At 53.4% G+C, this 24,922-nt stretch carries 30 protein-coding genes; 8 read left to right on the top strand and 22 right to left on the bottom strand.

The window, feature by feature from the left end:
* Positions 1–13 precede the first annotated feature (13 nt).
* Complete coding sequence (dgcQ, locus tag Y71_RS10235; protein ID WP_050998892.1) at positions 14–1,711, top strand: cellulose biosynthesis regulator diguanylate cyclase DgcQ; 1,698 nt, start codon at positions 14–16, stop codon at positions 1,709–1,711.
* Here dgcQ and Y71_RS10240 read toward each other — a convergent pair.
* Together Y71_RS10240 and yodD are read right to left on the bottom strand one after the other, a co-directional pair.
* A complete protein-coding gene (locus tag Y71_RS10240) occupies positions 1,675–2,505 on the bottom strand; it encodes a mannosyl-3-phosphoglycerate phosphatase-related protein (protein ID WP_007371483.1) in 831 nt (276 codons plus the stop codon). The genes dgcQ and Y71_RS10240 overlap by 37 nt on opposite strands.
* Before the next feature lie 217 nt (positions 2,506–2,722).
* On the bottom strand, positions 2,723–2,953 hold the full coding sequence (yodD, locus tag Y71_RS10245; RefSeq protein WP_007371484.1) for a YodD family peroxide/acid resistance protein: 231 nt from the start codon (positions 2,951–2,953) through the stop codon (positions 2,723–2,725).
* A gap of 126 nt (positions 2,954–3,079) precedes the next feature.
* Between yodD and dsrB the strand changes: the two genes are divergently transcribed.
* Positions 3,080–3,268 (top strand): protein DsrB, encoded by a 189-nt coding sequence (gene dsrB, locus Y71_RS10250; RefSeq protein WP_007371485.1) that lies wholly within the window; start codon positions 3,080–3,082, stop codon positions 3,266–3,268.
* A 44-nt stretch (positions 3,269–3,312) separates the two neighbouring features.
* Here dsrB and rcsA read toward each other — a convergent pair whose 3' ends face one another.
* From rcsA to fliF, 14 genes are all read right to left on the bottom strand, one after another.
* On the bottom strand, positions 3,313–3,936 hold the full coding sequence (gene rcsA, locus Y71_RS10255; RefSeq protein ID WP_007371486.1) for a transcriptional regulator RcsA: 624 nt from the start codon (positions 3,934–3,936) through the stop codon (positions 3,313–3,315).
* 278 nt (positions 3,937–4,214) lie between these two features.
* A complete protein-coding gene (fliR, locus tag Y71_RS10260; protein WP_007371487.1) occupies positions 4,215–5,012 on the bottom strand; it encodes a flagellar biosynthetic protein FliR in 798 nt (265 codons plus the stop codon).
* Positions 5,013–5,020: 8 nt separating this feature from the next.
* Positions 5,021–5,290, bottom strand: a complete 270-nt coding sequence (gene fliQ, locus Y71_RS10265; RefSeq protein ID WP_007371488.1) for a flagellar biosynthesis protein FliQ — start codon at positions 5,288–5,290, stop codon at positions 5,021–5,023.
* A gap of 9 nt (positions 5,291–5,299) precedes the next feature.
* The gene (gene fliP, locus Y71_RS10270; RefSeq protein ID WP_007371489.1) at positions 5,300–6,037 is read right to left on the bottom strand and encodes a flagellar type III secretion system pore protein FliP; all 738 of its coding nucleotides are present in this window, start codon (positions 6,035–6,037) and stop codon (positions 5,300–5,302) included.
* Complete coding sequence (gene fliO, locus Y71_RS10275) at positions 6,037–6,411, bottom strand: flagellar biosynthetic protein FliO (RefSeq protein ID WP_007371490.1); 375 nt, start codon at positions 6,409–6,411, stop codon at positions 6,037–6,039. Before fliO ends, fliP begins: the two co-directional genes overlap by 1 nt.
* Before the next feature lie 7 nt (positions 6,412–6,418).
* Complete coding sequence (gene fliN / locus Y71_RS10280; protein WP_007371491.1) at positions 6,419–6,835, bottom strand: flagellar motor switch protein FliN; 417 nt, start codon at positions 6,833–6,835, stop codon at positions 6,419–6,421.
* Positions 6,832–7,836 carry a flagellar motor switch protein FliM gene (gene fliM / locus Y71_RS10285; RefSeq protein ID WP_007371492.1) on the bottom strand — a complete coding sequence of 335 codons (1,005 nt, stop codon included), beginning with the start codon at positions 7,834–7,836 and terminating at the stop codon, positions 6,832–6,834. Before fliM ends, fliN begins: the two co-directional genes overlap by 4 nt.
* Positions 7,837–7,840: 4 nt before the next feature.
* Positions 7,841–8,308: a flagellar basal body-associated protein FliL gene (gene fliL, locus Y71_RS10290; protein WP_007371493.1), complete on the bottom strand. Its 468-nt coding sequence runs from the start codon at positions 8,306–8,308 to the stop codon at positions 7,841–7,843.
* Positions 8,309–8,411: 103 nt separating this feature from the next.
* A complete protein-coding gene (gene fliK, locus Y71_RS10295) occupies positions 8,412–9,680 on the bottom strand; it encodes a flagellar hook length control protein FliK (RefSeq protein WP_007371494.1) in 1,269 nt (422 codons plus the stop codon).
* Complete coding sequence (gene fliJ / locus Y71_RS10300) at positions 9,677–10,120, bottom strand: flagellar export protein FliJ (protein ID WP_007371495.1); 444 nt, start codon at positions 10,118–10,120, stop codon at positions 9,677–9,679. The genes fliK and fliJ overlap by 4 nt, the downstream gene beginning before the upstream one ends.
* Positions 10,121–10,140: 20 nt before the next feature.
* Positions 10,141–11,511, bottom strand: coding sequence for a flagellar protein export ATPase FliI (gene fliI, locus Y71_RS10305; protein ID WP_007371496.1), 1,371 nt, complete (start codon positions 11,509–11,511; stop codon positions 10,141–10,143).
* Positions 11,511–12,224, bottom strand: coding sequence for a flagellar assembly protein FliH (fliH, locus tag Y71_RS10310; RefSeq protein WP_007371497.1), 714 nt, complete (start codon positions 12,222–12,224; stop codon positions 11,511–11,513). Before fliH ends, fliI begins: the two co-directional genes overlap by 1 nt.
* On the bottom strand, positions 12,217–13,215 hold the full coding sequence (fliG, locus tag Y71_RS10315) for a flagellar motor switch protein FliG (RefSeq protein ID WP_007371498.1): 999 nt from the start codon (positions 13,213–13,215) through the stop codon (positions 12,217–12,219). Before fliG ends, fliH begins: the two co-directional genes overlap by 8 nt.
* Positions 13,205–14,893 carry a flagellar basal-body MS-ring/collar protein FliF gene (fliF, locus tag Y71_RS10320; RefSeq protein ID WP_007371499.1) on the bottom strand — a complete coding sequence of 563 codons (1,689 nt, stop codon included), beginning with the start codon at positions 14,891–14,893 and terminating at the stop codon, positions 13,205–13,207. Before fliF ends, fliG begins: the two co-directional genes overlap by 11 nt.
* 223 nt (positions 14,894–15,116) lie before the next feature.
* On the opposite strand from fliF, the gene fliE reads away from it, so the two are divergent.
* Positions 15,117–15,431: a flagellar hook-basal body complex protein FliE gene (fliE, locus tag Y71_RS10325; protein WP_233218389.1), complete on the top strand. Its 315-nt coding sequence runs from the start codon at positions 15,117–15,119 to the stop codon at positions 15,429–15,431.
* Positions 15,432–15,597: 166 nt separating this feature from the next.
* Here fliE and Y71_RS30685 read toward each other — a convergent pair whose 3' ends face one another.
* A complete protein-coding gene (locus Y71_RS30685; RefSeq protein WP_216637202.1) occupies positions 15,598–15,768 on the bottom strand; it encodes a YnfU family zinc-binding protein in 171 nt (56 codons plus the stop codon).
* A gap of 335 nt (positions 15,769–16,103) precedes the next feature.
* Between Y71_RS30685 and Y71_RS10330 the strand changes: the two genes are divergently transcribed.
* Complete coding sequence (locus tag Y71_RS10330) at positions 16,104–17,000, top strand: diguanylate cyclase (protein ID WP_007371504.1); 897 nt, start codon at positions 16,104–16,106, stop codon at positions 16,998–17,000.
* Positions 17,001–17,049: 49 nt separating this feature from the next.
* Here Y71_RS10330 and yedF read toward each other — a convergent pair whose 3' ends face one another.
* Both yedF and yedE read right to left on the bottom strand, forming a co-directional pair.
* Complete coding sequence (gene yedF / locus Y71_RS10335; protein WP_035890239.1) at positions 17,050–17,280, bottom strand: sulfurtransferase-like selenium metabolism protein YedF; 231 nt, start codon at positions 17,278–17,280, stop codon at positions 17,050–17,052.
* Entirely contained in the window at positions 17,277–18,482 is a 1,206-nt protein-coding gene (gene yedE, locus Y71_RS10340) for a selenium metabolism membrane protein YedE/FdhT (RefSeq protein ID WP_007371506.1), read from the bottom strand. The genes yedF and yedE overlap by 4 nt, the downstream gene beginning before the upstream one ends.
* Before the next feature lie 184 nt (positions 18,483–18,666).
* On the opposite strand from yedE, the gene yedD reads away from it, so the two are divergent.
* Complete coding sequence (gene yedD, locus Y71_RS10345; protein WP_007371508.1) at positions 18,667–19,077, top strand: lipoprotein YedD; 411 nt, start codon at positions 18,667–18,669, stop codon at positions 19,075–19,077.
* Positions 19,078–19,331: 254 nt separating this feature from the next.
* Here yedD and fliT read toward each other — a convergent pair whose 3' ends face one another.
* Genes fliT through fliD form a run of 3 tightly spaced genes read right to left on the bottom strand, consistent with a single transcriptional unit; the run spans position 19,332 to position 21,537 of the window.
* On the bottom strand, positions 19,332–19,691 hold the full coding sequence (gene fliT, locus Y71_RS10350; RefSeq protein WP_007371510.1) for a flagella biosynthesis regulatory protein FliT: 360 nt from the start codon (positions 19,689–19,691) through the stop codon (positions 19,332–19,334).
* Entirely contained in the window at positions 19,691–20,101 is a 411-nt protein-coding gene (fliS, locus tag Y71_RS10355; RefSeq protein ID WP_007371511.1) for a flagellar export chaperone FliS, read from the bottom strand. The genes fliT and fliS overlap by 1 nt, the downstream gene beginning before the upstream one ends.
* Positions 20,102–20,121: 20 nt before the next feature.
* A complete protein-coding gene (gene fliD, locus Y71_RS10360; protein WP_007371512.1) occupies positions 20,122–21,537 on the bottom strand; it encodes a flagellar filament capping protein FliD in 1,416 nt (471 codons plus the stop codon).
* Positions 21,538–21,782: 245 nt separating this feature from the next.
* On the opposite strand from fliD, the gene Y71_RS10365 reads away from it, so the two are divergent.
* The 3 genes from Y71_RS10365 (at position 21,783) to Y71_RS10375 (ending at position 24,882) form a co-directional block, all read left to right on the top strand.
* The gene (locus Y71_RS10365; RefSeq protein ID WP_007371513.1) at positions 21,783–22,688 is read left to right on the top strand and encodes a flagellin N-terminal helical domain-containing protein; all 906 of its coding nucleotides are present in this window, start codon (positions 21,783–21,785) and stop codon (positions 22,686–22,688) included.
* Between the two features lie 187 nt (positions 22,689–22,875).
* A complete protein-coding gene (locus tag Y71_RS10370; RefSeq protein WP_007371514.1) occupies positions 22,876–23,781 on the top strand; it encodes a flagellin N-terminal helical domain-containing protein in 906 nt (301 codons plus the stop codon).
* Between the two features lie 198 nt (positions 23,782–23,979).
* On the top strand, positions 23,980–24,882 hold the full coding sequence (locus Y71_RS10375; protein WP_007371515.1) for a flagellin N-terminal helical domain-containing protein: 903 nt from the start codon (positions 23,980–23,982) through the stop codon (positions 24,880–24,882).
* Positions 24,883–24,922 lie beyond the last annotated feature (40 nt).

Below are 24,922 nucleotides of genomic sequence, written 5' to 3' on the forward strand. Positions count from 1 at the left end.
CCAGGGAGCTCGTGTGCGGCAGAACAGCGTCGTGAAACAACCGAGGTCGTTTATTACTCTGAAGCGTTATTTTCTCCCGGCACGGGTGGTTAACCTTTGCTTTCTGATTGTCATGGTGTGCTCCACGATTTTGACCTGGCGAGAAGTGATCGTCCTGCAAGGAGCTTACGTCGCCAGCCAGCGCAGCGAGCTGGAAAATGTCAGTAACGCGCTGGACATGCAAATGCAGAGTGGTGTGGATCGGCTGCTTTTTTTTCGCAACGGCATGCAGGCCGCGCTACAAACGCCGCTCGGTTTTAAAGTACTGAATAATGTACAGCAGGAGTTCGGACTCCGGCGCACACAGTCGCAGTGGCAAATCGGCCTTGATAATACGCGCACGCTGCCCATTTATGGCGTATCCGATTATTTTGTTAATCAAAGCGATCTCCTCAACCGTGATGATGAACGCTTACCTGCGGAACTGACCGCGGCGATGGAGCTCGGCTATCTGTTCCGTCTCTCCGCTAATGCTTCCATGTTGCCGCGCCAGGCGTATTACGTTTCTCGCGCCGGTTTCTATATCTCGACAAACCCGGTGGAGAGTGAAGAAAAGATCGTTCCGACCTATTATCGCCTGCTGATGCGCCCTTGGTTTCGGGGACAGCAACAGCAGGAAAATCGGGCCCGTGGCGTTCGTTGGTATACCGATCAGGCGCGCCAGGGCAGCGTAACACGCGGGTTCGTCGCTGCCAGCGTGCCGCTGGACTATCAGCAATATTGGTATGGCGTGCTGGTGCTGAGCTTTCCTATTAGCGATATCAATCGTTTATTGGTCGAAGCGCGTGAAGAGCAGGAAGGGGGGCAATATCTGCTTTATGACAGCAGCTTTAATCTGTTGACTAGCACGCTGACGGAGCAGGGGGCTGTATTTAGTGTGAATGAACGCAATCAACTGTTGGCGGATATGGAACGCGATACCCTCGGTGGGATCCATCTCGGTACACGCTATGTTAGCTGGCAAAAGCTGAAACAGTTTGGTGGCGTACTGGTGCGTATTCACACGTTGCGGGAGGGGATAACCGGCGATTTTGGGCGTATCAGTATCGCACTGTCGCTGTTGTGGTTGCTCTTTACCGGCATGCTGCTGTTCTCGTGGGGGATTATCCGCAGGATGGTGAATAATATGTACAGCATGCAGAACACGTTGCAGTGGCAGGCGTGGTTCGATCCGCTAACGCGTCTGTATAACCGCGGCTCATTTTTTGAACGGGCAAAAACGTTATCCGAACAGGCGCGCGTGAGTAATCTGCCCTTTGCCGTTATCCAGTTGGATCTCGATCACTTTAAAAGTGTTAATGACCGTTTCGGTCATCAGGCTGGCGATCTGGTGCTCTCTCATGCTGCCGGAATAATCAGCAATACTATCGGCGGGCAGGATGTCGCCGGGCGCGTCGGCGGGGAAGAGTTCTGTATTCTGCTGCCGGGCAGCACGCTGGAGCAGGCTGCCCGGGTTGCCGAGCGTATTCGCGCGCGAATCAAGGGGAAAGAGATTCTGGTACAGAAAGACACCACGCTGCGCATTACGGTGTCGCTGGGTGTCAGCGATGCCTCTGAGAACGGCGATTACGATTTCGAATCCCTGCAATCTGTTGCTGATAGCCGCCTGTACCGCGCGAAAAACAACGGACGCAATCAGGTTTGCTCTACGGACGGTGCGCCAAAGAAATGATCCATCCCTTCGCGCCAGCCTCCCGCGCCTTCCTGCATTGTGTGATAAACCCGCTCGGGTGAATCCTGACGCAATTGTACGCCCTGGCGATTGAGGCCTTTCACCACGATAGCGTAATCGACGCTATCAAGCAGCGGCGCATCGTTAGGGCCATCGCCGAGGCCAAGCGTTAACATGCGCTGGCCCCGGTAGTGATGATACTGGCGCGTGAGCCAGTTAACGGCCTGATCTTTTCCACTGCGTTCATCCAGAACGTGCCAGAAGCGCGCGCCCTGCACAAAGCGCAGACCGAGTTGCTGAAGGGTTTGATCGAAGGCGGACATCGCCTCGTCGCTGTCACGCCAGATCAGCGTTTCTGACGCCTCCTGGAGACGCGCAAGATTTGCCTGCGCCAGAGGTAAACCGGTCACGTCTGCCAGCACATGCTCATCCAGTTCGCCAAACGTAGTGAATTTCCAGCCATGCTGCTGGCGCAGCCGGGCCAGTACGCTGGCAATATCAGCATGGGGCGAACCGTTGATAATACGTGGGTAATCCTCATGATCCTGCCACTGCGCATCAAGCTGAATGACGGCGCCGTTTTCGGCAATAAACGGCAGTCCCTGCAGTTGCAGCAATTTCTGAATGGCCATCATCTCTGCGGCTGTTTTACTGCTGCATAAAATGACCGGGATTGACTGCGCGCGAAGGCGGGTAAGCCATTCTGCTGCGGCTTGCCACTCGCCGGTATGGTTATCAAGCAGCGTGCCATCGACATCGGTAAATACCAGTAAGGGATCGTCCAGACTCGGCATTTTCGGCTCCTTATCATTCGGAAAAGGGCAGGCGGCGGAAGTATTGTATCCAACAGAATACAGTTGTATTTCTAATTATTCGCCTGATCAATAATTCTTGTCATCGTCCGTTTTTGTCGATAAAGTTGCGCTACATCAGATTCCCTGGTGTACGAATTTTAAGTGCTTCTTGCGAAAGCAAGCTTTATCCCGGCCGTTTTACGGCCGGGATGTTTCTTCAGCGATTCGCTTCCGTAATGCTGAAATCATGGACATCCAGTTCAAATGCCTCCGCCAGTTCCCGCCAGGTATGATATTCGCGACCATCAACGCTGACGCGCTGGCCCTCTTCATCTTCGACCCGATGAACTTCGCTTTCGCTAATTTCATTAATGGCCGCCAGTAGCGCATCCACGTCAATATCGACGTCGCGCTTGACGGTATTGCTGTACTCTTTTGCCGTTTTCATGCTGTCACCTCGTTGCAATGCCGTTCTTAAGTATAGACGGTAGAAAAAATCGCCAGCTAAACGGCGGGACGCTGCCAGCTCCGGCGTTTTGTTCTACACTGGCGTAAATGCGACAGGAGGGTAAATATGAAGGTTAACGATCGGGTTACAGTCAAAACGGACGGGGGTCCACGCCGTCCGGGTGTGGTATTGGCTGTTGAAGCATTCAATGAGGGTACGATGTACCTGGTATCACTTGAAGATTACCCGCTCGGTATTTGGTTCTTTAACGAAAAGGACCACCCTGATGGGATTTTTGTCGAGCGAGTAGAATAATATTTCGCCCTCCTGCCAGGGAGGGTGAAAAAAAATACTACTTTCTAACGCATATTAACAAATATACCTGTCGTGACATTGTCGGTAAGACGTACGACATGGTAAATAACTTGTTTATTATGTGTTTTTATTTTTCTTTTTATATTGCCTTTATGTGATGATACCGTCTTGGCTTTGATATTCATTTGATCCGATATTTGGATCGTATCTTGCCCGGACATCCACATTTTCAACATGCTGGACTCTGTACGGCTCAATGAAAGCGTGGGTAAATTAATGGTTCCGACGCTTTTTTTCTCCTTACTCAGATAATCTCCCAGAATATTGTCCAGCGACTCAGGCTTGATTGATTTAGAACTAATCAATAAATTTTTACGGACCAAAAGATATTCATCGAAATGAATATTGGCTATCGCCATAAACACGATAAACAGTGTTCGGGGATGTTGATTAATGACTTGCTTAATGTGTTGACTGCTGCTTGGGTCATGGATAAAGCAGTCTTCATTAATAAACACCACGGATGGCTGAAGTGTGGCGCAAGCTGATTCGAGTTCATCAACTGTTTGTACATCGTTGATTTCTCGTTTTTTTACCCCCCGGCTCGTCAGATACCCTGTTAATCCCAACCGGGTATAACTGCATAAATCCATAATAATCGTTGACATGGCATACCCTCACTCAATGCGTAACGATAATTCACCACCCGCCAGAAGCTTCCGAAGCCATACAGGAAAAACTTAATATTACTGAAGTGCAGGATGAAGACTTCAGGCGAATCCACTATCCCGTAAAGTTACGTATAATTTGCCAGGAATCATCTCAAAGTAAAGTAAATGTTGTGTTCTGTGAGACGGCTAAAAACAAATAAGCCGCGCCAGATATATGTTGGAAGATGTTTTGCAAATTTCACTTTAGGATTATCCTTACAAAGACAATACCAAAGCTACGGATTAGTATTCTGCGGCAGTTCGCTGACAATTTCCGCTAACAGATTGAAAAACTCGCTGAATAATCGTTCACAGAAAGGTGCAAGCAACGGCATCATCACCGCCATCAGCAAAATACCTACGCTTAATGTCACCGGAAAACCAATGACAAACACCGATAACTGAGGAGCCATGCGGTTTAGCAAACCGAGTGACAGGTTAATGGTCAGTAGCAGGGTGATAACCGGTAATGCCAGCATCAGGCCATTGAGAAAAATCATTCCCGCCGAGCGGGTTAGCGCCAGATACGCGTTACTGTTTACAGGATTGCCGCCGATAGGCAGCGTGTGGAAGGTGTCCACCAGCATGGAAATCAGCCAAAGATGTCCATTGAAGGTGAGGAACAGCAGCATCGCCAGCATATCGAGAATACGCGCCAGCACTGGCATGTTTAGATGGCTGGTAGGATCGACAAAGGTGGCGAAGGAGAGACCCATCTGCAGGCCAATCAGTTCACCGGCGGTACGGATAGTGGCAAAAGCAAACTGCATGGTAAAACCGAGCGCGACGCCAATCAGAATTTGCTGTAACGCCAGCCACAGCGCTGGTGGTGAAAAAATGGCGACATCGGGTGTTGGTGGCAGTGTCGGTGCGATGACTACGGTAATGACAATCCCCAGCCCAACTTTAATGCGACGCGGGATACGTGTTTCACTGAGGATCGGCGCGGTCATAATCAGCGCCATCACGCGCAGCAGCGGCCAGAAATACATACTGATCCAGTGGAGCCACTGGTCGCTGGTGACGTTCAGCATAAGCGGGTTTACCCGATGATATAAGGAATGTTGTTGAACAGGGTGCGCACATAATCAAGCAGCAAATTCAGCATCCACGGCCCGGCAACCACAATCGCGATAAACACGGCGATGATTTTCGGGATAAAGGAGAGCGTCATTTCGTTGATCTGCGTTGCAGCCTGCAAGATACTGATCACCAGACCCGTGATCAGCGCAACCAACAGCAGTGGGGCAGCGAGTGCGAGAGCCACTTTCATCGCCTCGGTGCCCATCATCATGACCGATTCGGGTGTCATGCTTTACTCCTAACTGTAAAAGCTTTGCGCCAGCGAGCCGACGAGTAATTGCCAGCCATCCACCAGCACGAAGAGCATCAGCTTGAACGGCAGGGCGATGGTCGCGGGTGGCACCATCATCATCCCCAGCGCCATCAGTACGCTGGCGATCACCAGGTCAATAATCAGGAACGGGATAAAAATCGTAAAACCTATCTGGAAAGCCGTTTTCAACTCACTGGTCACATAAGCTGGCAGCAAAATCCGCATGGGTACGGCTTCCGGCCCCTGAATGGGTGGCTCATTGGCGAGGCGGGCAAACAGCGCCAGATCGGCTTGCCGGGTCTGGCGCAGCATAAATTCACGTAGCGGCTGCGCGCCGCGTTCCAGCGCCACGTCCACGGAAATCTTGTTTTCACTGAACGGCTGATAGGCGTCGGTATAAATCTTGTCGATAACCGGCGACATAATGAAAAAGGTCAAAAACAGCGCCAGCCCAAGCAGTACCTGGTTTGGCGGCGCGGAGGGTGTACCCAATGCATTTCGCAGCAGGCCAAACACAATGATGATGCGGGTGAAGCTGGTCATCATCAACAAAATTGCCGGCAGGAAGGTGAGGGAGGTGATAAACACCAGCGTCTGCACCGGCAGCGACCAGCTCTGGCCGCCGTTAGCCAGCGGCTGGCTAATAAGGCCGGGCAGTTGAGCGAAAGCGGCAGGTGTAACCAGCCATAAACCAGCCAGCACAAGGGGTAACAAACGGCGCATCAGGATCTCCCGGAACGCTTAAGCAAATTCTTCATCACGGACTGGAAATCCGCATTTTTGTCGTTCACGTCTTCACTTTCAGCAGGCGCAGGAGGAAGTTTGTGCAACAGGTTTATTTGGGTGGGAGTCACGCCGAGCACCAGACGTGCATCTTCAACATCGACAATCACTACGCGTTCACGCGTGCCGACAGAAGCGCTGGCCGTCACTTTTAAGCCCCTGGCGCCGGCGGTTTTGCCGCCAAAGCCGAGGCGTTTTGCCAGCCACGCGGCGACAAGGATCACCGCGATAATGCCAAACAGTGCGCCGCTGACTTGCAGCAACGGCGAACCGGAAATGGCAGACGGTTGGGAAACCGTGGCCTGTGTTTTCATGCTCGGCTCAACGGCTCAGACGACGCATACGCTCAGACGGGGTGATGATATCGGTAATACGCACACCGTATTTATCGGCGACGACAACCACTTCACCCTGCGCAATCAGATAGCCGTTAATCAGGATATCCAGTGGCTCGCCCGCCAGCCCGTCAAGGGCGACTACGGAACCCTGCGTCAGACGCAGCAGCTCTTTAATGGTCATCCGCGTACGGCCGAGTTCGACCGTCAGCTTGACCGGGATATCCATAATCAGGTCGATATCCTGGAGATTGCCGCCAACATCACCGCCGCCAAGCTGCTGGAACACGGCATCAGCCGCGCTTTTACTGCCAGTCGAGGTTTTTTGTTCGTTCAACGCGTCAGCCCACAGATCGTCCACTGCTCCGTTGTTGTCATCGGACGGATTGTTCATATCACTCATTTGGGCTGTTCCTCATTCAGCGAATTCAAAATCGGGTTTATCAGGTGCTCTACACGTAACGCATATTGTCCATTGACTGTACCGTACTGGCTGGTAAGAACCGGTACGCCGTCCACATGAGCGATAATGCGATCGGGTTTATCAATCGGCAGCACATCGCCGGGCTGGAGCTTAAGTATCTGCGACAGGCGCAGGGGAATATCCGCGAAATTGGCAATCAAAGTCAGCTCGGAGTGCTGAACCTGACGCACTAAATTGTCACGCCAGTTCTGGTCTTCGGTGCGTGAGTTTTCCAGCGGCGGGTTCACCAGCATCTCGCGCAGCGGCTCTATCATGCTGAAAGGCAGACAGATGTTGAATTCACCGGTCAGGTTGCCGATTTCCACGTGGAACGGCGTATTGACGACGATATCATTCGGCGACGTAGTAATGTTGGTAAACTTAACCTGCATTTCAGAACGTACATACTCTACGTCCAGCGGGTTAATGGCCTTCCATGCATCGCTGTACGCTTCAAGCGCCAGTTTGAGCATGCGGTTGATCACGCGTTGTTCAGTGTGCGTAAACTCACGGCCTTCCACTTTCGTCGGGAAGCGTCCATCACCACCGAACAGGTTATCCACGGCGATAAACACCAGGCTCGGCGAGAAGACAAACAGGCCTGTGCCGCGCAGCGGTTTCAGGTGGATCAGGTTAAGGTTGGTCGGAACGGGTAAGTTACGCGCAAACTCGTGATAGGGCTGAATGCGGATCGCGCCAACGGTGATATCCGGGCTACGACGCAGCAAGTTGAACAACCCCATGCGAAACTGACGCGCAAAACGTTCATTGATGATCTCCAGCGCTTGCAGACGCTCACGCACCACGCGGCGCTGGGTATTCGGGTCATAGGGGCGAATATCGCTATCGCCGCCCATACCCGGTTTCGGATCATCACTCTTATCGCTGTCGCCATTGAGCAGCGCATCGATTTCGGCCTGAGAAAGAATACTATCGCCCATGTCTTTACCGCAAAATGAAAGCTGTATAAAGAACGTCAGTGACTTCCTGCTTCGGCTGTCCTGGCACTAACGGCGTTGCAAGCGTCTCTTTAATCGCGGTAGCAAGCGCCTGTTTACCCTCATCGGTTGCAAGCTGTTGTGCATTCTGACGAGAGAACAACAGTAACAAGCGGCTACGCACTTCCGGCAAATATTCACTCAGTCTGGCGCGCGTTGCGTCGTCGTGCAGACGCAGCGTAATGCCCACATACAGCACACGATCGGCATCGCCCAGGTTCACAGTAAAGGTGTCCAGCGCGAAGAAAACCGGCGCTGGCGGGGGCGGAGCTTCCGCTTTTGCGCTTGCCGCAGGTTTCTGTTGCATACGCCAGTAACTATAGCCAGCTGTGGCGCATGCCGCGAGGGTGATTAACACCAGCAGCGGGATCCAGATAGAGCGCTTACGTTTTTTATTAATAGCGGAGTCAGTCATTAGATACGGGCTTCCTGTTAGTACTGCTTATGAGGTGATTATCCCGTGTCCTGCGCGCGTCAAAGCGCGGAAAAGACGGGGATAATCATGCTACCTCTGGCGTTTAGGCAAAGATGTCTACAGCGCCGTTACCGCGAGCCACAGACTGTAAGCTTGCTGGCGTCACGATGGCTGTATCATCGTCGGAACCAAAAACATCGCCGGAACCCGAACGTGAAGCGTGTTGCTGCTGTGAGGCCTGCTGTTGCTGCTGGCCGGTGAAGCTTTCGCTGCTGATGCTGCTCTGCCCAAGCTGAATACCGCTTTCAGCCAGAGACGTACGCAGCGTCGGTAACGCGGCTTCCAGTGCCTGACGAACGTGGCTGTGCGCCGAAACCATTTGCAGCTGCGCCTGGTTATCTTCCAGCTTGATGGAGATCTGCACCTGGCCCAGATCTTCCGGATGCAAACGCAGTTCAGCCGTCTGCTGGCCCTGGCGAGTGAACAGCGTGACGTGCTGGCTGATATTCTGCTGCCATTCATGGCTACCCAGCGGCGCGCTGACAACCGGTGCCGCCACAGGCGAGCTGGCCTGGGCCGCGCTGGCGCTGGTGGTCACCGGCGCCACGCTAACCGTGGTGTTGGTGGTTTGCAGCGCATTGTCGCTATCTTTCTTCGTGGCGCTGGCCGCGGCCAGTACTGCGGCCTGCTGTGAATTGTCAGCCACCTGGAAAGGCGTGTTCGCGCCCGGATCATTCTTCGCGGCGCTACGTGATAGATCGGTATCGGCTGCGGTCGAGAGTGAGCCGCTGTTCAGCGCGCGGTTAGCGGCTGCGGCAACATCTTGCGTGCTGACGCTGGTCGATTTCGCCGTCGCGGAAGCACTCAGCTGCGCAGTTTGCTGATGCGGCAGCATCGCCATCAATGCGCTGAGGCCTGCCAGTTCGTCATCGGTTGCATCACTCTTCTCATCGCCGCTTTGCGCCGTTTTGTTCAGCGCGGCGAGAACATCGCTTTTCGCGGCAGGCGTCAGGCCAGACAAGAGTTTTTGCATATCAGCAGTGGTGGCTGTACTTTCCGTCGCCCCGGCGGTGACATCGCGTTTGGCAATCTGACGCGCAAGCAGATCCGCAAGTTTCTGCGCGGGCGTTTGTGCATCTTCACCGGTGGCTGCGGTCAGGTTGCCTTTCGCCAGCTTGCCGCTTGCCAGCGCAGCCTGTAAATCAGCAAGCGTCAGCGGTTCCCCGTTCTCCTGGGTTTGTCCCTGCGTGCCGGACATCGCGCCGGTAAGCAGGGCGAGGAAATCTTGTGCCGAATCGCCGCCCGCTTTGCCTGTCTGCGCGCTGGTGGCGGTATCGGATTCAGTTACTACCAGTTTTGGCAAGGTGATCATTCTATTTTCCTCAGGGATGCGCGTTGTGCAAACTCATCCATTTTTTTCTGATCGAGGCGGTTTTCCGCCAGTAATGCTGCTGCGCTTTGCCGCTCTTGCAGCGTTTGCCAGGCCTGTAAGCGCTGTTTCTTCTCTCGCCAGCAACCCAGAGCGATATCGACTTTCTCGTTCCATTGCATCAATTGCTTACGATGCTGATCGATGGCTTTTTCCAGCGTCTGAATAAATTGCTGATAATTTTGCCAGCGCTGATTATCAATGCCCTGGCTCATGTTGTTATTCAGACTGTTGCGATACTCATGCTGATAGTCGATCAGCATTTTCAACTGCTCTTCCGCCTGCTGGCAGTTGCGACGCATTTCACCCAACTTCAGTGCCGCGTCGTCAACCTCTTTCTCAGCCAGATCTTTTAGCGTCGTTAATGCGCTGTTTTGCGTCATAAAGTCAGCTCTCCACTACCTTATACTGTCGGGAAGATCAGCTCTAAAGACTGTATAGAATCTTCCCACCCGGCACGTTCGAAGATGCCCTGTTGCAGAAAGGCTTCAAGCTGCGGCCACAATGCAATAGCTTTATCCAGCATTGGGTCACTGCCTCGCGCATACGCGCCAACGCTCACCAGATCGCGATTTCGTTGGAAGCTAGACAGCAACTGTTTGAAATTCCGGACCCTTGCGTAATGTTGTTCAGTAATTAGCGCGGTCATTGCACGGCTGATGGAGGCTTCAATATCAATCGCCGGATAATGACCGGCTTCCGCCAGACGGCGGGAAAGTACGATATGTCCATCAAGAATCGCGCGCGCAGAATCCGCGATAGGATCTTGCTGGTCATCCCCTTCGGTGAGGACGGTATAAAAAGCGGTGATCGAGCCGCCGCCGTGAATGCCGTTCCCCGCACGTTCCACCAGCGCCGGTAATTTGGCGAAGACAGAAGGAGGATAACCTTTGGTTGCTGGCGGTTCGCCGATCGCCAGCGCAATTTCACGCTGCGCCATGGCATAACGCGTCAGAGAGTCCATGATCAGAAGCACATGCTGACCGCGGTCGCGGAAATCTTCAGCAATGCGCGTGGCGTAGGCAGCGCCCTGCATACGCAACAATGGAGAAACATCCGCTGGCGCGGCGATCACTACAGAACGGGCGCGACCGTCAGCGCCAAGGATGTTCTCGATAAAATCTTTAACTTCACGGCCACGTTCACCAATAAGCCCCACGACAATCACGTCAGCCTGGGTATAACGCGCCATCATGCCAAGCAGCACACTCTTACCGACGCCGGAACCGGCAAACAGCCCCATACGTTGACCACGACCTACCGTCAGCAGGGCGTTAATGGCGCGCACGCCAGTATCAAGCACATGCTCGATCGCCGTACGTTGCAACGGGTTAAACGGCGGCGTCATCAACGCGCCCGTTTCCCCGGTATCGGGCGCAGGCAGGCCGTCGAGCGGTTTACCTGCACCGTCGAGCACGCGTCCCAGCAGGGCAGGGCCGAGCGGCAACTGTTTGCTGCTCTGTAGACCATCGCCCACCGCACCGCGTGCATAAACGCGCGCGCCGGGCAAAATCCCTTCGACTTCTTCCAGCGGCATCAGAAACAGGCGTTGACCGTTGAAGCCGACCACTTCACTTTCCACTTCGTGGGTTTCGCCGCCTTCCTGACGTTCAATGATGCAGGTTGCGCCCAGCGGCAACTGCAAACCGGTGGCTTCCAGCACCAGGCCGGTAGCGCGGGTCAGTCGCCCGTAACGGCGCACAGAAGGGAGCTGCACCATTTTGGCTTCAAAGTTATCAAGCGTTGTCAGCCAGCGGGTCAAGCGCGCAGTCATCAAATCACTCCCGGCGCCGCCAGACGGCACAGTTCCTGCCAGCGCGTTGCAACGCTGGCATCAAGATCGCCTTCATCGGCGGAAACTTTACAGCCGCCCGGATGCAGCGTTGGGTCGCCGCGCAGACGCCAGCCGTGCAGGCTTAACGTCGCGCCGAGCATCTCTTCTACCCGTTGCAGATCGTCCGGGTGAACGCGCAGTTGTGGCTTGCCGCTGAACAGCGGCTCCTGCTGCAACAGCAGTTGAATCTGTTTGATCAGCGCACTGTTATCGACACAGGGCGTTTGTCCCAGCACCTGGCGAGCGGCTTCCAGCGCCATCTGCATCAGACGGGAGGCAATCACGCTGTCGAGCGCATCCAGGGTGTACTGGAATTCACTGACCAGTTGTTGCATCCGCGCATGAAGTGGAGCCTGCTGCTGGCGAGCCAGATTCAGCCCTTGCTCCTGGCCCTGTGCCAGCCCTTCCTGGTAACCGACATCGTGTCCCGCTTTACGTCCTTCCGCGAGTCCAGCGTTGTAACCCGCGTCGTGAGCCTGCATCTGGATCTGTGCCAGTTGCTGCTGCTGTTTTTGCTCCTCGGATAAGACGTCTTCTTCCTCGTCGGCGTCTTCTGATGCACTCTCGTTCATCAGCAGGGGAGCGAACTCGGCAGCCTGCGGGAGTGCCAGATCGTCCGGCGTCCAGACTTTCCAGGGCAATTCGTTAGACATAGGTATCCTCGCCGCTGCCAATTACCATCTCGCCGGTTTCCGCCAGACGACGAACAATAAGCAGGATCGCTTTCTGTTCGTTTTCCACCTGAGACAGACGCACCGGGCCACGGTTGGCGAGGTCGTCGCGCAGGATATCGGCAGCACGCTGGGACATGTTGCGCAGGAACTTCTCGCGCAGCGGCTGCTCGGCGCCTTTGAGGGCGATAAGCAGGGACTCGGAGTCCACTTCCTGCAGCAGGCGCTGGATACTGCGGTCGTCCACGTCCACCAGGTTTTCGAACAGGAACATCTCGTCGATAATTTTCTGTGCCAGTTCGCCGTCGAACTCGCGAACCGCAGTAATAACCGCTTCTTCCTGCTGGGTTTTCATCAGGTTGATGATCTCGGCTGCCGTTCTCACGCCGCCCATTTTGCTGCGTTTGAGGTTCTGGCCGTCGAGCAGGTTGTTCAGTACTTCGGTCAGTTCCGCCAGCGCGGCAGGCTGTACGCCGCCGAAGGTGGCGATACGCAGCATCACGTCATGGCGCATGCGCTCGTCAAACAGCGCCAGAATATCTGCCGCCTGAGAACGTTTGAGGTGCACAAGAATAGTGGCGATGATCTGCGGATGTTCGTCGCGAATAAGGTCGGCGGCGCTCTGCGGTTCCATAAAGTTGAGCGTTTCGATGCCGCTGGTGGTATCGCGGGTTTCGAGAATATCTTCCAGCAGGCTGGAAGCACGCTCTTCGCCCAACGCTTTGACCAGCACCGAACGCAGGTAGTCGTTGGCGTTGATGTTCAGCGCCGCGAACTGTTCCGCTTCGTTCTCAAACTCCTGCAATACGTCCATCAACTGTTTGTTGGAGATTTGACGCACGCTGGCCATCGCGGTACTCAGATGCTGAACTTCGCGGGCAGAGAGGTGTTTAAACACCTCTGCTGCGCGGTCTTCGCCGATGGTCATCAGCAAGATGACACTTTTGTCTGTTCCGGAAAGATTATTGCTCATGTTCGTTATTCATCCACTGGCGAATGACCAGCGCCACGACGCGCGGATCGTTATCTGACATTTCGCGAATACGCTGGCTCATCACTTCTGCGCTCAGGCGCTGGTTAGAACGACGCTGCTGGTTCACTTCGTCTTTACTCAGGCGAACTTCCACCGACTCTTCAATTTCGGCTCGTGCCTGTGCAGCTTCCTGTGCAGCTTTCGCTTCTTCCTGGCGGCGCACCAGTTGCGGACGGACCGCTTTACGCCACAACAGCCAGGCAACAATCAGTACCAGTAACCAGCGGCCTGCGGACATCAGCTGGTCGATAAACGACTGCTGCTGCCAGAACGGGAGCTGACCACCGATATCGTCCGTTGCGTTAAACGGCGAGTTGACGACGTTGAGGGTATCACCGCGTTTTTCGGTGTAACCCATCGCCTCACGGGTTAAATCTTCAATTTGTTTCAGTTGATCGGCGGTCAGTGCGGCCGTTTTACCATCTGCCAGCGTGCGGTAGTTCACCACCACGGCAACGGAGAGACGTTCAATATCACCGACATTCATCTTGGTATGACGAATGGTGCGATCAACTTCGTAGTTGTTGGTTTCGTTATGCGTGGTGTTGCGCGGCCCCACATTGCTGCTGTTCGCGGTGGAGGTATTGGTGCCTTGCTGACCTTGCGCATTCTGCTGGTTATTCTGCGTCGTGATCGGCGCACTGTTCGCTGGCGCGGGCTGGTTAGAGAGCGCCCCCGGAACACCGCCAGGATACTGGCCGCCAATCTGTTCGCTGGTGTTTACCTGGCGTGAACGCAGAACCGCCTGCGCCGGATCGCCGCCGTTCGGGCTGTACTGCTCTTCCGTTTGCTCTTTATTGGCGAAATCGAGTTGAGCGGTAACCTGCGCGTGTACGTTGCCATTACCGACGATAGGGCCAAGGATGGCTTCGATACGGCGCTGGATACGGCCTTCAACGTCAGCGGTATATTTCAGTTGGGCGTCGTTCAGATCGCGACCGGCTGTCCCGGCCTGCGTTAACAGACGACCGCCCTGATCAACGACCGTTACGTTACCCGGCGGCAAACCTGCCACTGCGCTGGAAACCAGATGTACTATCGCGCTGATCTGGCCGTCATCCAGGGCGCGGCCCGGTTGAAGATTAACGGTGACAGAGGCGGAAGGAGATTTTTGTTCGCGAACAAACAGCGATGGTTTCGGCATGGCGAGGTGCACGCGGGCACTTTTCACCGGGCCAAGTGTTTCGATGGTGCGGGCCAGTTCACCTTCCAGCGCACGCTGGTAGTTCACTTGCTCGCTAAATTGACTGATACCGAATTTTTCCTGATCCAGCAGTTCAAAACCCACTGCGCCGCCTTTCGGCAGACCCTGTTGCGCCAGACGCAAGCGCAGTTCGTGCACTTTGTCCGCCGGAACTTCAATCGCTCCGTTGCCATCGGCAAAGCGGTAAGGGATATTCATTTGGGTCAACTGCGTGACAATGGCTCCGCCATCCTGGTCGGATAAGTTGCTGAATAACGTCCGGTAATCCGGGCTCTTGGCCCACAGCACCATAGCAACAACGATGGCGACGGCTGCTGCGGCGGCCACCATTAAAGGGATTTTGGGGTTCGCGCGTAAGCGGTTAAGCCACTCAAGAGATTTATTCTGCGGTGCAGTTGTTGCAGTCGCACTCATTGCGCACCTCGTAACTCTGGGTGGATGTTGTTATTTGAGTTGAGAAACAAAACAGACTCCCGGGTCGGCAAACTCGACATTTATCCATTAACATGGCAATGCCATTATTTGATGATTCCCAATTTTCTATGCGCCAAATAACCTGGTTTTTTGTCGCTATTTACCGCCATTATCTCATTGACAAGCTGTTAACCTTGTCCAGTATCAAACCATCCGGGGAAAAATAATGGCTATACAGGGCATTGAAAGCGTCATCAGCCAGTTGCAGGCAACTGCCGGCGTTGCGCGCAATCAGAGCGTGGAGAGCGAACCGACAATCAGCTTTGCCGGGCAACTGCATGCTGCGCTGGATCGCATCAGCGACACGCAAAACGCAGCACGTGTGCAGGCAGAGAAATTCACACTCGGCGAACCGGGCGTGGCGTTGAATGACGTGATGACCGATCTGCAAAAATCGTCCATTTCGTTGCAAATGGGCGTTCAGGTGCGTAATAAACTGGTGTCTGCTTATCAGGACATCATGAATATGCAGGTTTAGGCCTGACTGATTTTGCATTTTGCTACCGGTCGGCGCTTTTCGCGTGGCATGGGGGCAACGTAAGAACCTCGCTCTGGCGGGGTTTTTCTCTATGTGCGGCAGGATTTTGTGCGGGCGTTAAAACCGGTCGTTAAATGCCGACCGGTATCCACTGAGGTTGCTGATTTCAGGCGTAAGCAGGTTTGTCTTGCTTGAAGATCTTGCTGCAATGGGGGCACATCAGTGCTGAACCTTTCTGGACTCGGGTGAAGCTATGTTCTGACTGCATAGCGCAGTGAGGGCAGGTACATTTGGTAAGAAAGTTGCGATTGTTTTTTGAATCTTTCCGTGGTGGCATAGAGTAATTCCTGATGAATGGGCTGCAACAATACACTATCCCAATACATATAGCCCGTAATGATTTCCCTGCGGGCAAAACGCTGGTACGAGGAATTACCGTAGCCTGGCGCTGATAACCGGTAATCTCTTTGAATGAAAAATACTCACTGGCGTTGCACCGGCAAATATTATGTCGTGCCCTGGGTAATGAGCGGCCGCCTTCCGTAGCGCTTTTCGTAAATATTTATCCCGCTGAAATAATTAATTCTTGCCCTGTCTTAATGATCTTTACAAAAAGCTAACTTCAATTGCATACACTAGCAACCCTAAAATTAGCTGACGCGGAGGGCAACTATGTACCGTAAAACTTGCCAGATTGACACTATTCTGGCCGATCTTAATTATTCTGTTGATGCCCATTATGACTGGCTGGTGAATATGTTTTCCTGTGTGGTAAATAATGCCTTTGAACAGCCAGATATTATTTATCCGTGCGCGCATAAACACTGTCGTGTTGGAACCTGGCTGCATCATCACCAACCGATGGGAGAGGAGGAATCTTCATGTATTCAGTCAATTAGCGAGGCACATATGCGCATGCATGACAGTGGTCGCCAGATGATGCTCGCCATCCAGAATAAAACCGTGACGGCCGAACATTTCACCGACTTTAAACAGCATCTGGCTCTGTTTTCCAGCGCGGTGACAACCTATAAAAGTTATTTATTAAATATGCGCAGCGGGATCGATATTCTCACCGGCTTGCCAGGCAGAAGAATGCTGGATGAAACATTTGTACAGCAATTAATACGCGCCCCGGAACAAAATATTTACCTGTTATTACTGGATATCGATCGCTTTAAAAATATTAACGATACTTACGGCCATCTGATTGGCGATAGCGTATTGCGCGGTCTCGCTCAGCTATTACGCGACGGCATCCGCGATGACGATAATGCGTACCGCTATGGCGGTGAGGAATTTATCATTTTGCTACGTGCTCCTTCGGATAAAGATGCCTGTCTGACCGGGCTGCGGCTGTGCAATACCATTGCCGACACCACCCTGAATTGTGACGATCAAGCACTGCATATTACGGTCACTGTTGGGTTAACCAAAGTCCAGGCCAAAGAGTCACTGGACGAGGCGGCAAAACGTGCCGATGCGGCGATGTATCGCGGTAAGCAGACCGGGCGCAACCGCTGCATGTTTATGGATGAGTGGGGCGAGATCCACCATTTCGTCGGTTGAGCGTTATCGGTTGCTGGCTCACCATTTGCAGGTGAGCCAGCCTGTTGCGTTACTTCTGAATCAAGTAGCGGATGGTCGGGCCATCCTGCTGGATATCCAGCACGGTATAACCGTGGTTGCGGGCATCCAGCGGAATGTTATTGATTGACTGCGGGCAGTCGCTCACCACCTCCAGAATCTCCCCTTTTTTGAGTTGTGGCATCGCTTCGAGCGTGGCTACCGCCGGATAAGGGCAGGGTTCACCGCTCATATCGAGGCGGTAATCGGGCACAATGTTCATGCAGTCTCCTTCACGGGCGCCGGTGTTTTGCGGCGAAAGAAATGTTTTTCCCAGCCAATGACAAACAGCAGCGCGGCCAGTAACAACGCATAGGTCACCAGCAGGCCGCCGAGCGGGCCAAAGGTGTTCAGCAAGTTGATTTTATCCCAGTGGGTGGCGAGGGAAGGGGATAAGTCATCCCAGAACCAGGCCAGGATCGTCGAGCCGATAACGTTGCCCAGCCCGACCCACCAGTAATGCACCTGACCTTCGACTGCGCGGTACATCCAGCCGGTTTCACAACCGCCTGCCAGCACAATCCCGAAGCCAAACAGCAGCCCGCCGAGTACCGCATTCGGCCCGGCCCACATGATTTTGGGTTCCATCCCCAGTTGCACATAGCTGAAGATGCCGATCGCGCTCGCCGCCATACCAAAAATAATCGCTTTTGCCATCATGGTACGCCCGGTGATCCACATATCGCGGAATGCGGAGGTGAAGCAGATTTGCGCCCGCTCAATCAGTAAACCAAAACCGACACCAAACAGCATCGCCAGCCCCAGTTTCGGCTGATTCATCGCCGTCAGCAGCGCCCAGCCCACCATGCCGATAAACACCAGCATACCGATGCGGAAGCGGCGTTTTGCCTGCTCCGGTTTTTGTGTCAGCGGTGAAGCGGCAGAAACTTTCTGCATCTTTACCGCAATGCGGAACATGGGCAGCAGCGTAAAGCGCGCGCCGAACCATGAGCCAATCGCCGTGGCAACGGCAAAGAACCAGGCATGCAGCGAAAATTGTGGAATGCCAGTGAAGAAGGCGGCAAGGTTACAGCCCATCGCCAGCCGGGCGCCGAAACCGGCAATAATGCCGCCAGCAATGGCCTGGGCGATGCGAATGCGACTGTGCGGAAAACGTAGCTTGACGTTATTCGCCCACAGCGCGGCGGCAAAACAGCCGCCAAACATACCGATGATCATCATGCCATCAATACGCGTCAGCGGCGTGCCGTCCAGATGGATCAATTTGAAGTATCCCCACTCTTCTGTATGAACGCCCGCCAGTTGCAACAACTGGCCGCCCCAGCGGGTGAATTCGCCCGTCACCGCCCAGAAAGTGCCAGTGATGCCGAAATAGTAGGTGGAGAGAATACCGGCGGCGATAACGGCCGGAATCGGGGACCAGAAGCGAATCAGGAAACGCTCCTTAAAGGATTGCCATGACATAGTGAAAACCTCTGAACTCAGAAGGCAGTAATTAAAGAAGGCGAATGATACACGTGGCAAATGACAAACTAACGCAAAAAGGGCGTAAACCCTGGTGCAGATCAAACTTCTTCGCGCCGGAGAAGGGTGGCGATGATAATGCTTTAATGCCACAATATTTTTTTCTTCGCGATCGGGATAAATAATGAAAAAGCGAGTGATTATTGGCGCGGCGCTACTGCTCAGCGGCTGCGTACAGGTGGATGATTACAACGCGGTGGTAAAACAGCCTGCACCGTCAGGTCTGGCGGGTTACTGGCAATCGGCAGGCCCGCAGAGCAAACTGGTCAGCCCGGAAGCAATAGGCAGCCTGATTGTCACGCCCGAAGGGGACACGCTGGATTGCCGTCAGTGGCAGCGGGTCATTGCCGTACCGGGCAAACTGATGCGTGATGGCAGCACGTTATATAACGTGACGCAAAAACGGGATATTTACCCGCTCGACCACGAAGGTAATACACTGGAATTTGATGGCATGACGCTCAAACGCGTCGATAAACCGACGGTTGAGTGCCAGAACGCGCTGACTGCCGCCGGGCTGGACATCAGCAAATAAGGTAGCGCCGGGTGCTACTGCCCGGCACATTACGTCCCCTTCCTTTTTTCCCTACGCAGATATCGCGGATGTTTGTGGATTTTACGCACGGGATCACGCCTGCATTGGCGACAGCCTGCATTTTTAGTGGAAGGTAAAAACTGGGGGGATAGCAAGGAAAACCCGTTGCCATGTTCCTGAGACTCGGGAAACAGGGGTAACAGGAGAGAACAGTGCGGGCGAGGTGTTTAAAACGTCACCCGCCTGTTCTGAGATTAGATCTCATTCGGGAAGAGTATATTTCCAGAGAGGCGTCCATATGTCGAATGCAGGTTATGTTGTCGAGATGTCTGTCTAACCAATGTCCGCAGTTCATCCATTCGTTCGTTTAACAGTTCTTTCAGCACAACTTCGTTATCCAGAATTTGCTTCAGCAGCGGCCGAATTTGCGCCTGCAACTGAGGCGCAATTTCTCCGGCATCCTGGAACTGTGCTAACTTCTCCACAGCGTTAATGTACTTCACTTCATGTTCGATGAGTTCGTCCCAACGCCCTTCCTTCGCGAGGTTAAGCATGGTGCGGCTGGCGACCAACAGCTGCTGATAGTGGTGGAGCAACCCGAGATTTGCTTCCATTAGTAAGTGTCCCGCGAGTTTTGATTATTGGGGCCAATTTCTTTCCAGGCATCAGCGATGTTGCTCAACAACTTCGATACTTCATCAATGGCGGAGAGGTCATTGTGGAGATTTGCCTGTAAAAGACGTCGTGTCATGTAGTCATAAAGACTGTCCAGATTTGCGGAGATCTCACCACCGGCTTCGTGATTAAGACCGGCCCGCAAGCCGTTGGTAATGATATTTATAGCCTGTGAAAGCGCCCGTCCTTTACCGGGAATATCTCCCTGCTCAATCAGGATCGCGGCCTTTTTCATGGCGCTCAAGGCGCCATCAAAAAGCAACACCACGAGTTGATGTGGGCTGGCACTCAGAACGGCGCTTTCCACGCCGACCTGGGCATAAGCCTGAGTTCCCGATTTCGTATACATGTCAAACCTCAACTGATGGTTTATGCACTCATAGCATTGAACTGCTGGGTCAAATAGTTACCGGTTGTCGTCAGAGAAGAAACCAGCTGACTTAAACTGGTGAACTGTGTTTTGTAACGCGCCATGGTTGCGGTGATCTGATCATTGACCTGGTCATACTGATCGGACAGCTGTTTCAGGGTTTTGTTGATCCCGTCGGTCGCATTCTGCACGGTACCATCGGTACCTAAAAAATCGTCCAGCAGGTTGCTTGCCTGCGTGGCGAAGCCGGTGGTTTTACCGTCGCCGGACAAGAAAGAGATCACGTCCGCTGACTTTTCATTCAACGCTTTATTAAGTTTGGTGCTGTCAACGGTCAGCTTACCGGTCGTATCCTGAGTCACACCCAATTGCGACAGAATGGAGAAGCTTCCTCCGTCACTCTGAGAGGACGACAACATAGAGCGCAGACGCGTCTGAATGTTGCGCAGCGTACCGTCGCCCAGCAGGTCGCCGTTCGAGCTGTCCTGCGAATCACTGCCCTGATCCACTGCTGTATATTTGGTCTGGTTAGCAATGGTCGTTTGCAGCGAGTTGTAGGCATCAACAAACGCCTGAATCGCGTCGGTCATCGGCTGGTTGTCTTTGGTTACCGTCAACGTTTCCGGGCTGCCAACGTTGGTTTTATTCAGCGTCAGCGTGACACCTTCCGGCGCATCTGTAATCGTATTGCTGCTGCGGGTAATTTCAATCCCGTTAATTTTCAGCTTCGCATCAGACGCAGCAACCTGCTGTGTCATCACGTTGCTCGCGCTGCTGGTATTCGTCGAGTCATAGCTGATGTACTGTGCCAGTTGCGTATCATTCGTGGTGATCGTCATCTGGTTAGCCGTACCGCTGTCACGTGAAGTCAGTGCCAGGTAATAGCTGTTGTCATCTGCTTTAATAATGCTCGCAGTTACGCTGCCTTGCTGTTTGTTAATGGCATCGCGAATGTCCGACAGACTGGTTTGATCGCTGTTCAGCGTCACGGTCATCGGATTCGTTTGCCCAGGCTGAGTGATCGTAATGGTACGAGAACTCAGGCTGCTGTCGCCTAAATCAGTATCTTTGCTGGCCACTTTCGGGCTGAGCAGAGATTGAGAAGCTGCCAGCGAAGACACCTCGACCGAGTAAGTTCCCGCCGCGGCATCATTGGCCAGCGTAGCAGTGAACGCGGTGTTAGTGCTGGATACTTTTGTCGATGCGATGCTTGACGTATCTTTCAGCGCATTAGCAGCAGTTTGCAGCTTAGTCAGGGAGGTTTGCACCACTCCCCAGGCTGTCAGCTTGGCTTTATACGAAGTCTGCTGAGTGGTAATTGGCGTCAGCTTTGTTTGTTCAGCTGTCTGCAAATTGTCATACAACGTGTTCAGATCCAAGCTTGTGCCTGCGCCGAGCGAACTAATACTTGCCATATCTTCATCCTTCAGTTTTAGACAATCACTGTGTGGATTATCGGCAGCGACTGCGAAAAGATTAGAGGTTTTTTTTTAAAGCAATGGCGAAATAAAGCCAAAGAATAGCGGGCAGTTTGTGGCTTTAAAAAATTAAAGTTTTTCTCTAAAGGTTGGTCAGTGACGGTCGATAACCTGGAAGACGGTAAGAACGCCGTAGGCAGATGCCTGAATCTGATAACTTTTTTATTTAAAGGAATTACATCATGGCTGTTATTAATACTAACACCCTGTCGCTGACGACTCAGAACAACCTGACCAAATCTCAGGCTTCTCTGGGTACCGCTATCGAGCGTCTCTCTTCCGGTCTGCGTATCAACAGCGCGAAAGATGACGCTGCTGGCCAGGCGATTGCTAACCGCTTTACTTCCAACATCAACGGTCTGACCGTTGCTGCCCGTAACGCCAACGACGGTATCTCCCTGTCGCAGACGGCTGAAGGCGCGTTGAGCGAAATCAACAACAACCTGCAGCGTATCCGTGACCTGACCGTTCAGGCGCAGAACAGCTCCAACTCTGCTTCTGACATCGACTCCATCCAGGCTGAAGTTAACCAGCGTATGGAAGAGATCAACCGTGTTACCACCCAGACCGACTTCAACGGCATCAAAGTGCTGAACACCGGTTCCGGCTCCAGCAGCTACAACTTCCAGGTTGGCGCGAAAGACGGCGAAACCATCTCCATCAGCCTCAGCTCTTCTGATTCCTACAACCTGTACAACGCCACTGGCGCAACCTTCCAGACCACCGGTCAGACCATCAACGGTACTGCCCGTGCCACTGCGGCTGAAGGTTTCGACGTACTGAGCGGTACCGTAACCTCCGGTGGTACTGTTGACGGTAGCCCGCTGGCAGATATCGATGCGGCAATCAAAGCGGTTGACTCCCAGCGCAGCCTGCTGGGTGCGTCCCAGAACCGTTTCGAATCCACCATCACTAACCTGAACAACACCGTGAACAACCTGACGTCTGCCCGCAGCCGTATTCAGGACTCCGATTACGCGACCGAAGTATCGAACATGTCCCGCGCGCAGATCCTGCAGCAGGCCGGTTCTTCTGTTCTGGCTCAGGCCAACCAGGTTCCGCAGACCATGCTGTCCCTGCTGCGTTAATCGCAAAATTAGTAATAAAGAAGGGCGCCGCTTGTCGGCGCCTTTTTTATTTGCGTTAAAAACCTGGCACCGCAAAAAAATAAAAAAATCGCTAAAGAGTTTATTACCCCCGTCGATAACAATTTTGACGGTGATGAAGCCGCTGGCGCATACCGGAATATAAATTTCTCAATGAAGGATAATTATCATGGCTGTTATTAATACTAACACCCTGTCGCTGACGACTCAGAATAACCTGACTAAGTCTCAGGCTTCCCTGGGTACTGCGATCGAGCGTCTCTCTTCCGGTCTGCGTATCAACAGCGCGAAAGACGACGCTGCTGGCCAGGCGATTGCTAACCGCTTTACTTCCAACATCAACGGTCTGACCGTTGCTGCCCGTAACGCCAACGACGGTATCTCCCTGTCGCAGACGGCTGAAGGCGCGTTGAGCGAAATCAACAACAACTTACAGCGTATCCGTGACCTGACCGTTCAGGCGCAGAACAGCTCCAACTCTGCTTCTGACATCGACTCCATCCAGGCTGAAGTTAACCAGCGTATGGAAGAAGTTAACCGCGTTACCACCCAGACCGACTTCAACGGCATCAAAGTGCTGAACACCGGTTCCGGTACCAGCAGCTACAACTTCCAGGTTGGCGCAAAAGACGGCGAAACCATCTCCATCAGCCTGGATTCTTCGGATTCCTACAACCTGTACAACGCCACTGGCGCAACCTTCCAGACCACCGGTCAGACCATCAACGGTACTGCACGTGCGACTGCGGCTGAAGGTTTCGACGTACTGAGCGGTACCGTAACCTCCGGTGGTACTGTTGACGGTAGCCCGCTGGCAGATATCGATGCGGCAATCAAAGCGGTTGACTCCCAGCGCAGCCTGCTGGGTGCGTCCCAGAACCGTTTCGAATCCACCATCACCAACCTGAACAACACCGTGAGCAACCTGACGTCTGCTCGTAGCCGTATTCAGGACTCCGATTACGCGACCGAAGTATCGAACATGTCCCGCGCGCAGATCCTGCAGCAGGCTGGTTCTTCCGTACTGGCTCAGGCCAACCAGGTTCCGCAGACCATGCTGTCCCTGCTGCGTTAATCGCAAAATTAGTAATAAAGAAGGGCGCCGCTTGTCGGCGCTTTTTTATTTTATATATCGTTTTTTTTGCCGACGAAAATTACATAAAAAAGATAAAAAGCATTAAAGAGTTCGGCGACAGCGTCGATAACAATTTAGACGGTGATGAAGCCGCTGGCCCATGCCGGAATATAAATTTCTCAATGAAGGATAACTATCATGGCTGTTATTAATACTAACACCCTGTCGCTGACTACTCAGAATAACCTGACCAAATCTCAGGCTTCTCTGGGTACTGCGATCGAGCGTCTCTCTTCCGGCTTGCGTATCAACAGCGCGAAAGACGATGCTGCTGGCCAGGCGATTGCTAACCGCTTTACTTCCAACATCAACGGCCTGACCGTTGCTGCCCGTAACGCCAACGACGGTATCTCCCTGTCGCAGACGGCTGAAGGCGCGTTGAGCGAAATCAACAACAACTTACAGCGTATCCGTGACCTGACCGTTCAGGCGCAGAACAGCTCCAACTCTGCTTCTGACATCGACTCCATCCAGGCTGAAGTTAACCAGCGTATGGAAGAAGTTAACCGTGTTACCACCCAGACCGACTTCAACGGCATCAAAGTGCTGAACACCGGTTCCGGTACCAGCAGCTACAACTTCCAGGTTGGCGCAAAAGACGGCGAAACTATCTCCATCAGCCTGGATTCTTCAGATTCCTACAACCTGTTCAACGCGACAGGCGCAACAGCGTCTACCGGTGGCGTGGTTAACGGCAACGCACGTGCGACTGCGGCTGAAGGTTTCGACGTACTGAGCGGTACTGTTGATGCCACTGGCGGCACCAACGGCGGCCCGCTGGCAGATATCGATGCGGCAATCAAAGCGGTTGACTCCCAGCGCAGCCTGCTGGGTGCGTCCCAGAACCGTTTCGAATCCACCATCACCAACCTGAACAACACCGTGAGCAACCTGACGTCTGCTCGTAGCCGTATTCAGGACTCCGATTACGCGACCGAAGTATCGAACATGTCCCGCGCGCAGATCCTGCAGCAGGCTGGTTCTTCCGTACTGGCTCAGGCCAACCAGGTTCCGCAGACCATGCTGTCCCTGCTGCGTTAATTCGCAACGGATTAAAAAAGGCATCTTCGGATGCCTTTTT

It is taken from the genome of Kosakonia radicincitans DSM 16656 (genome assembly GCF_000280495.2).
In the GTDB taxonomy this organism is placed as follows: Bacteria; Pseudomonadota; Gammaproteobacteria; order Enterobacterales; family Enterobacteriaceae; genus Kosakonia; species Kosakonia radicincitans.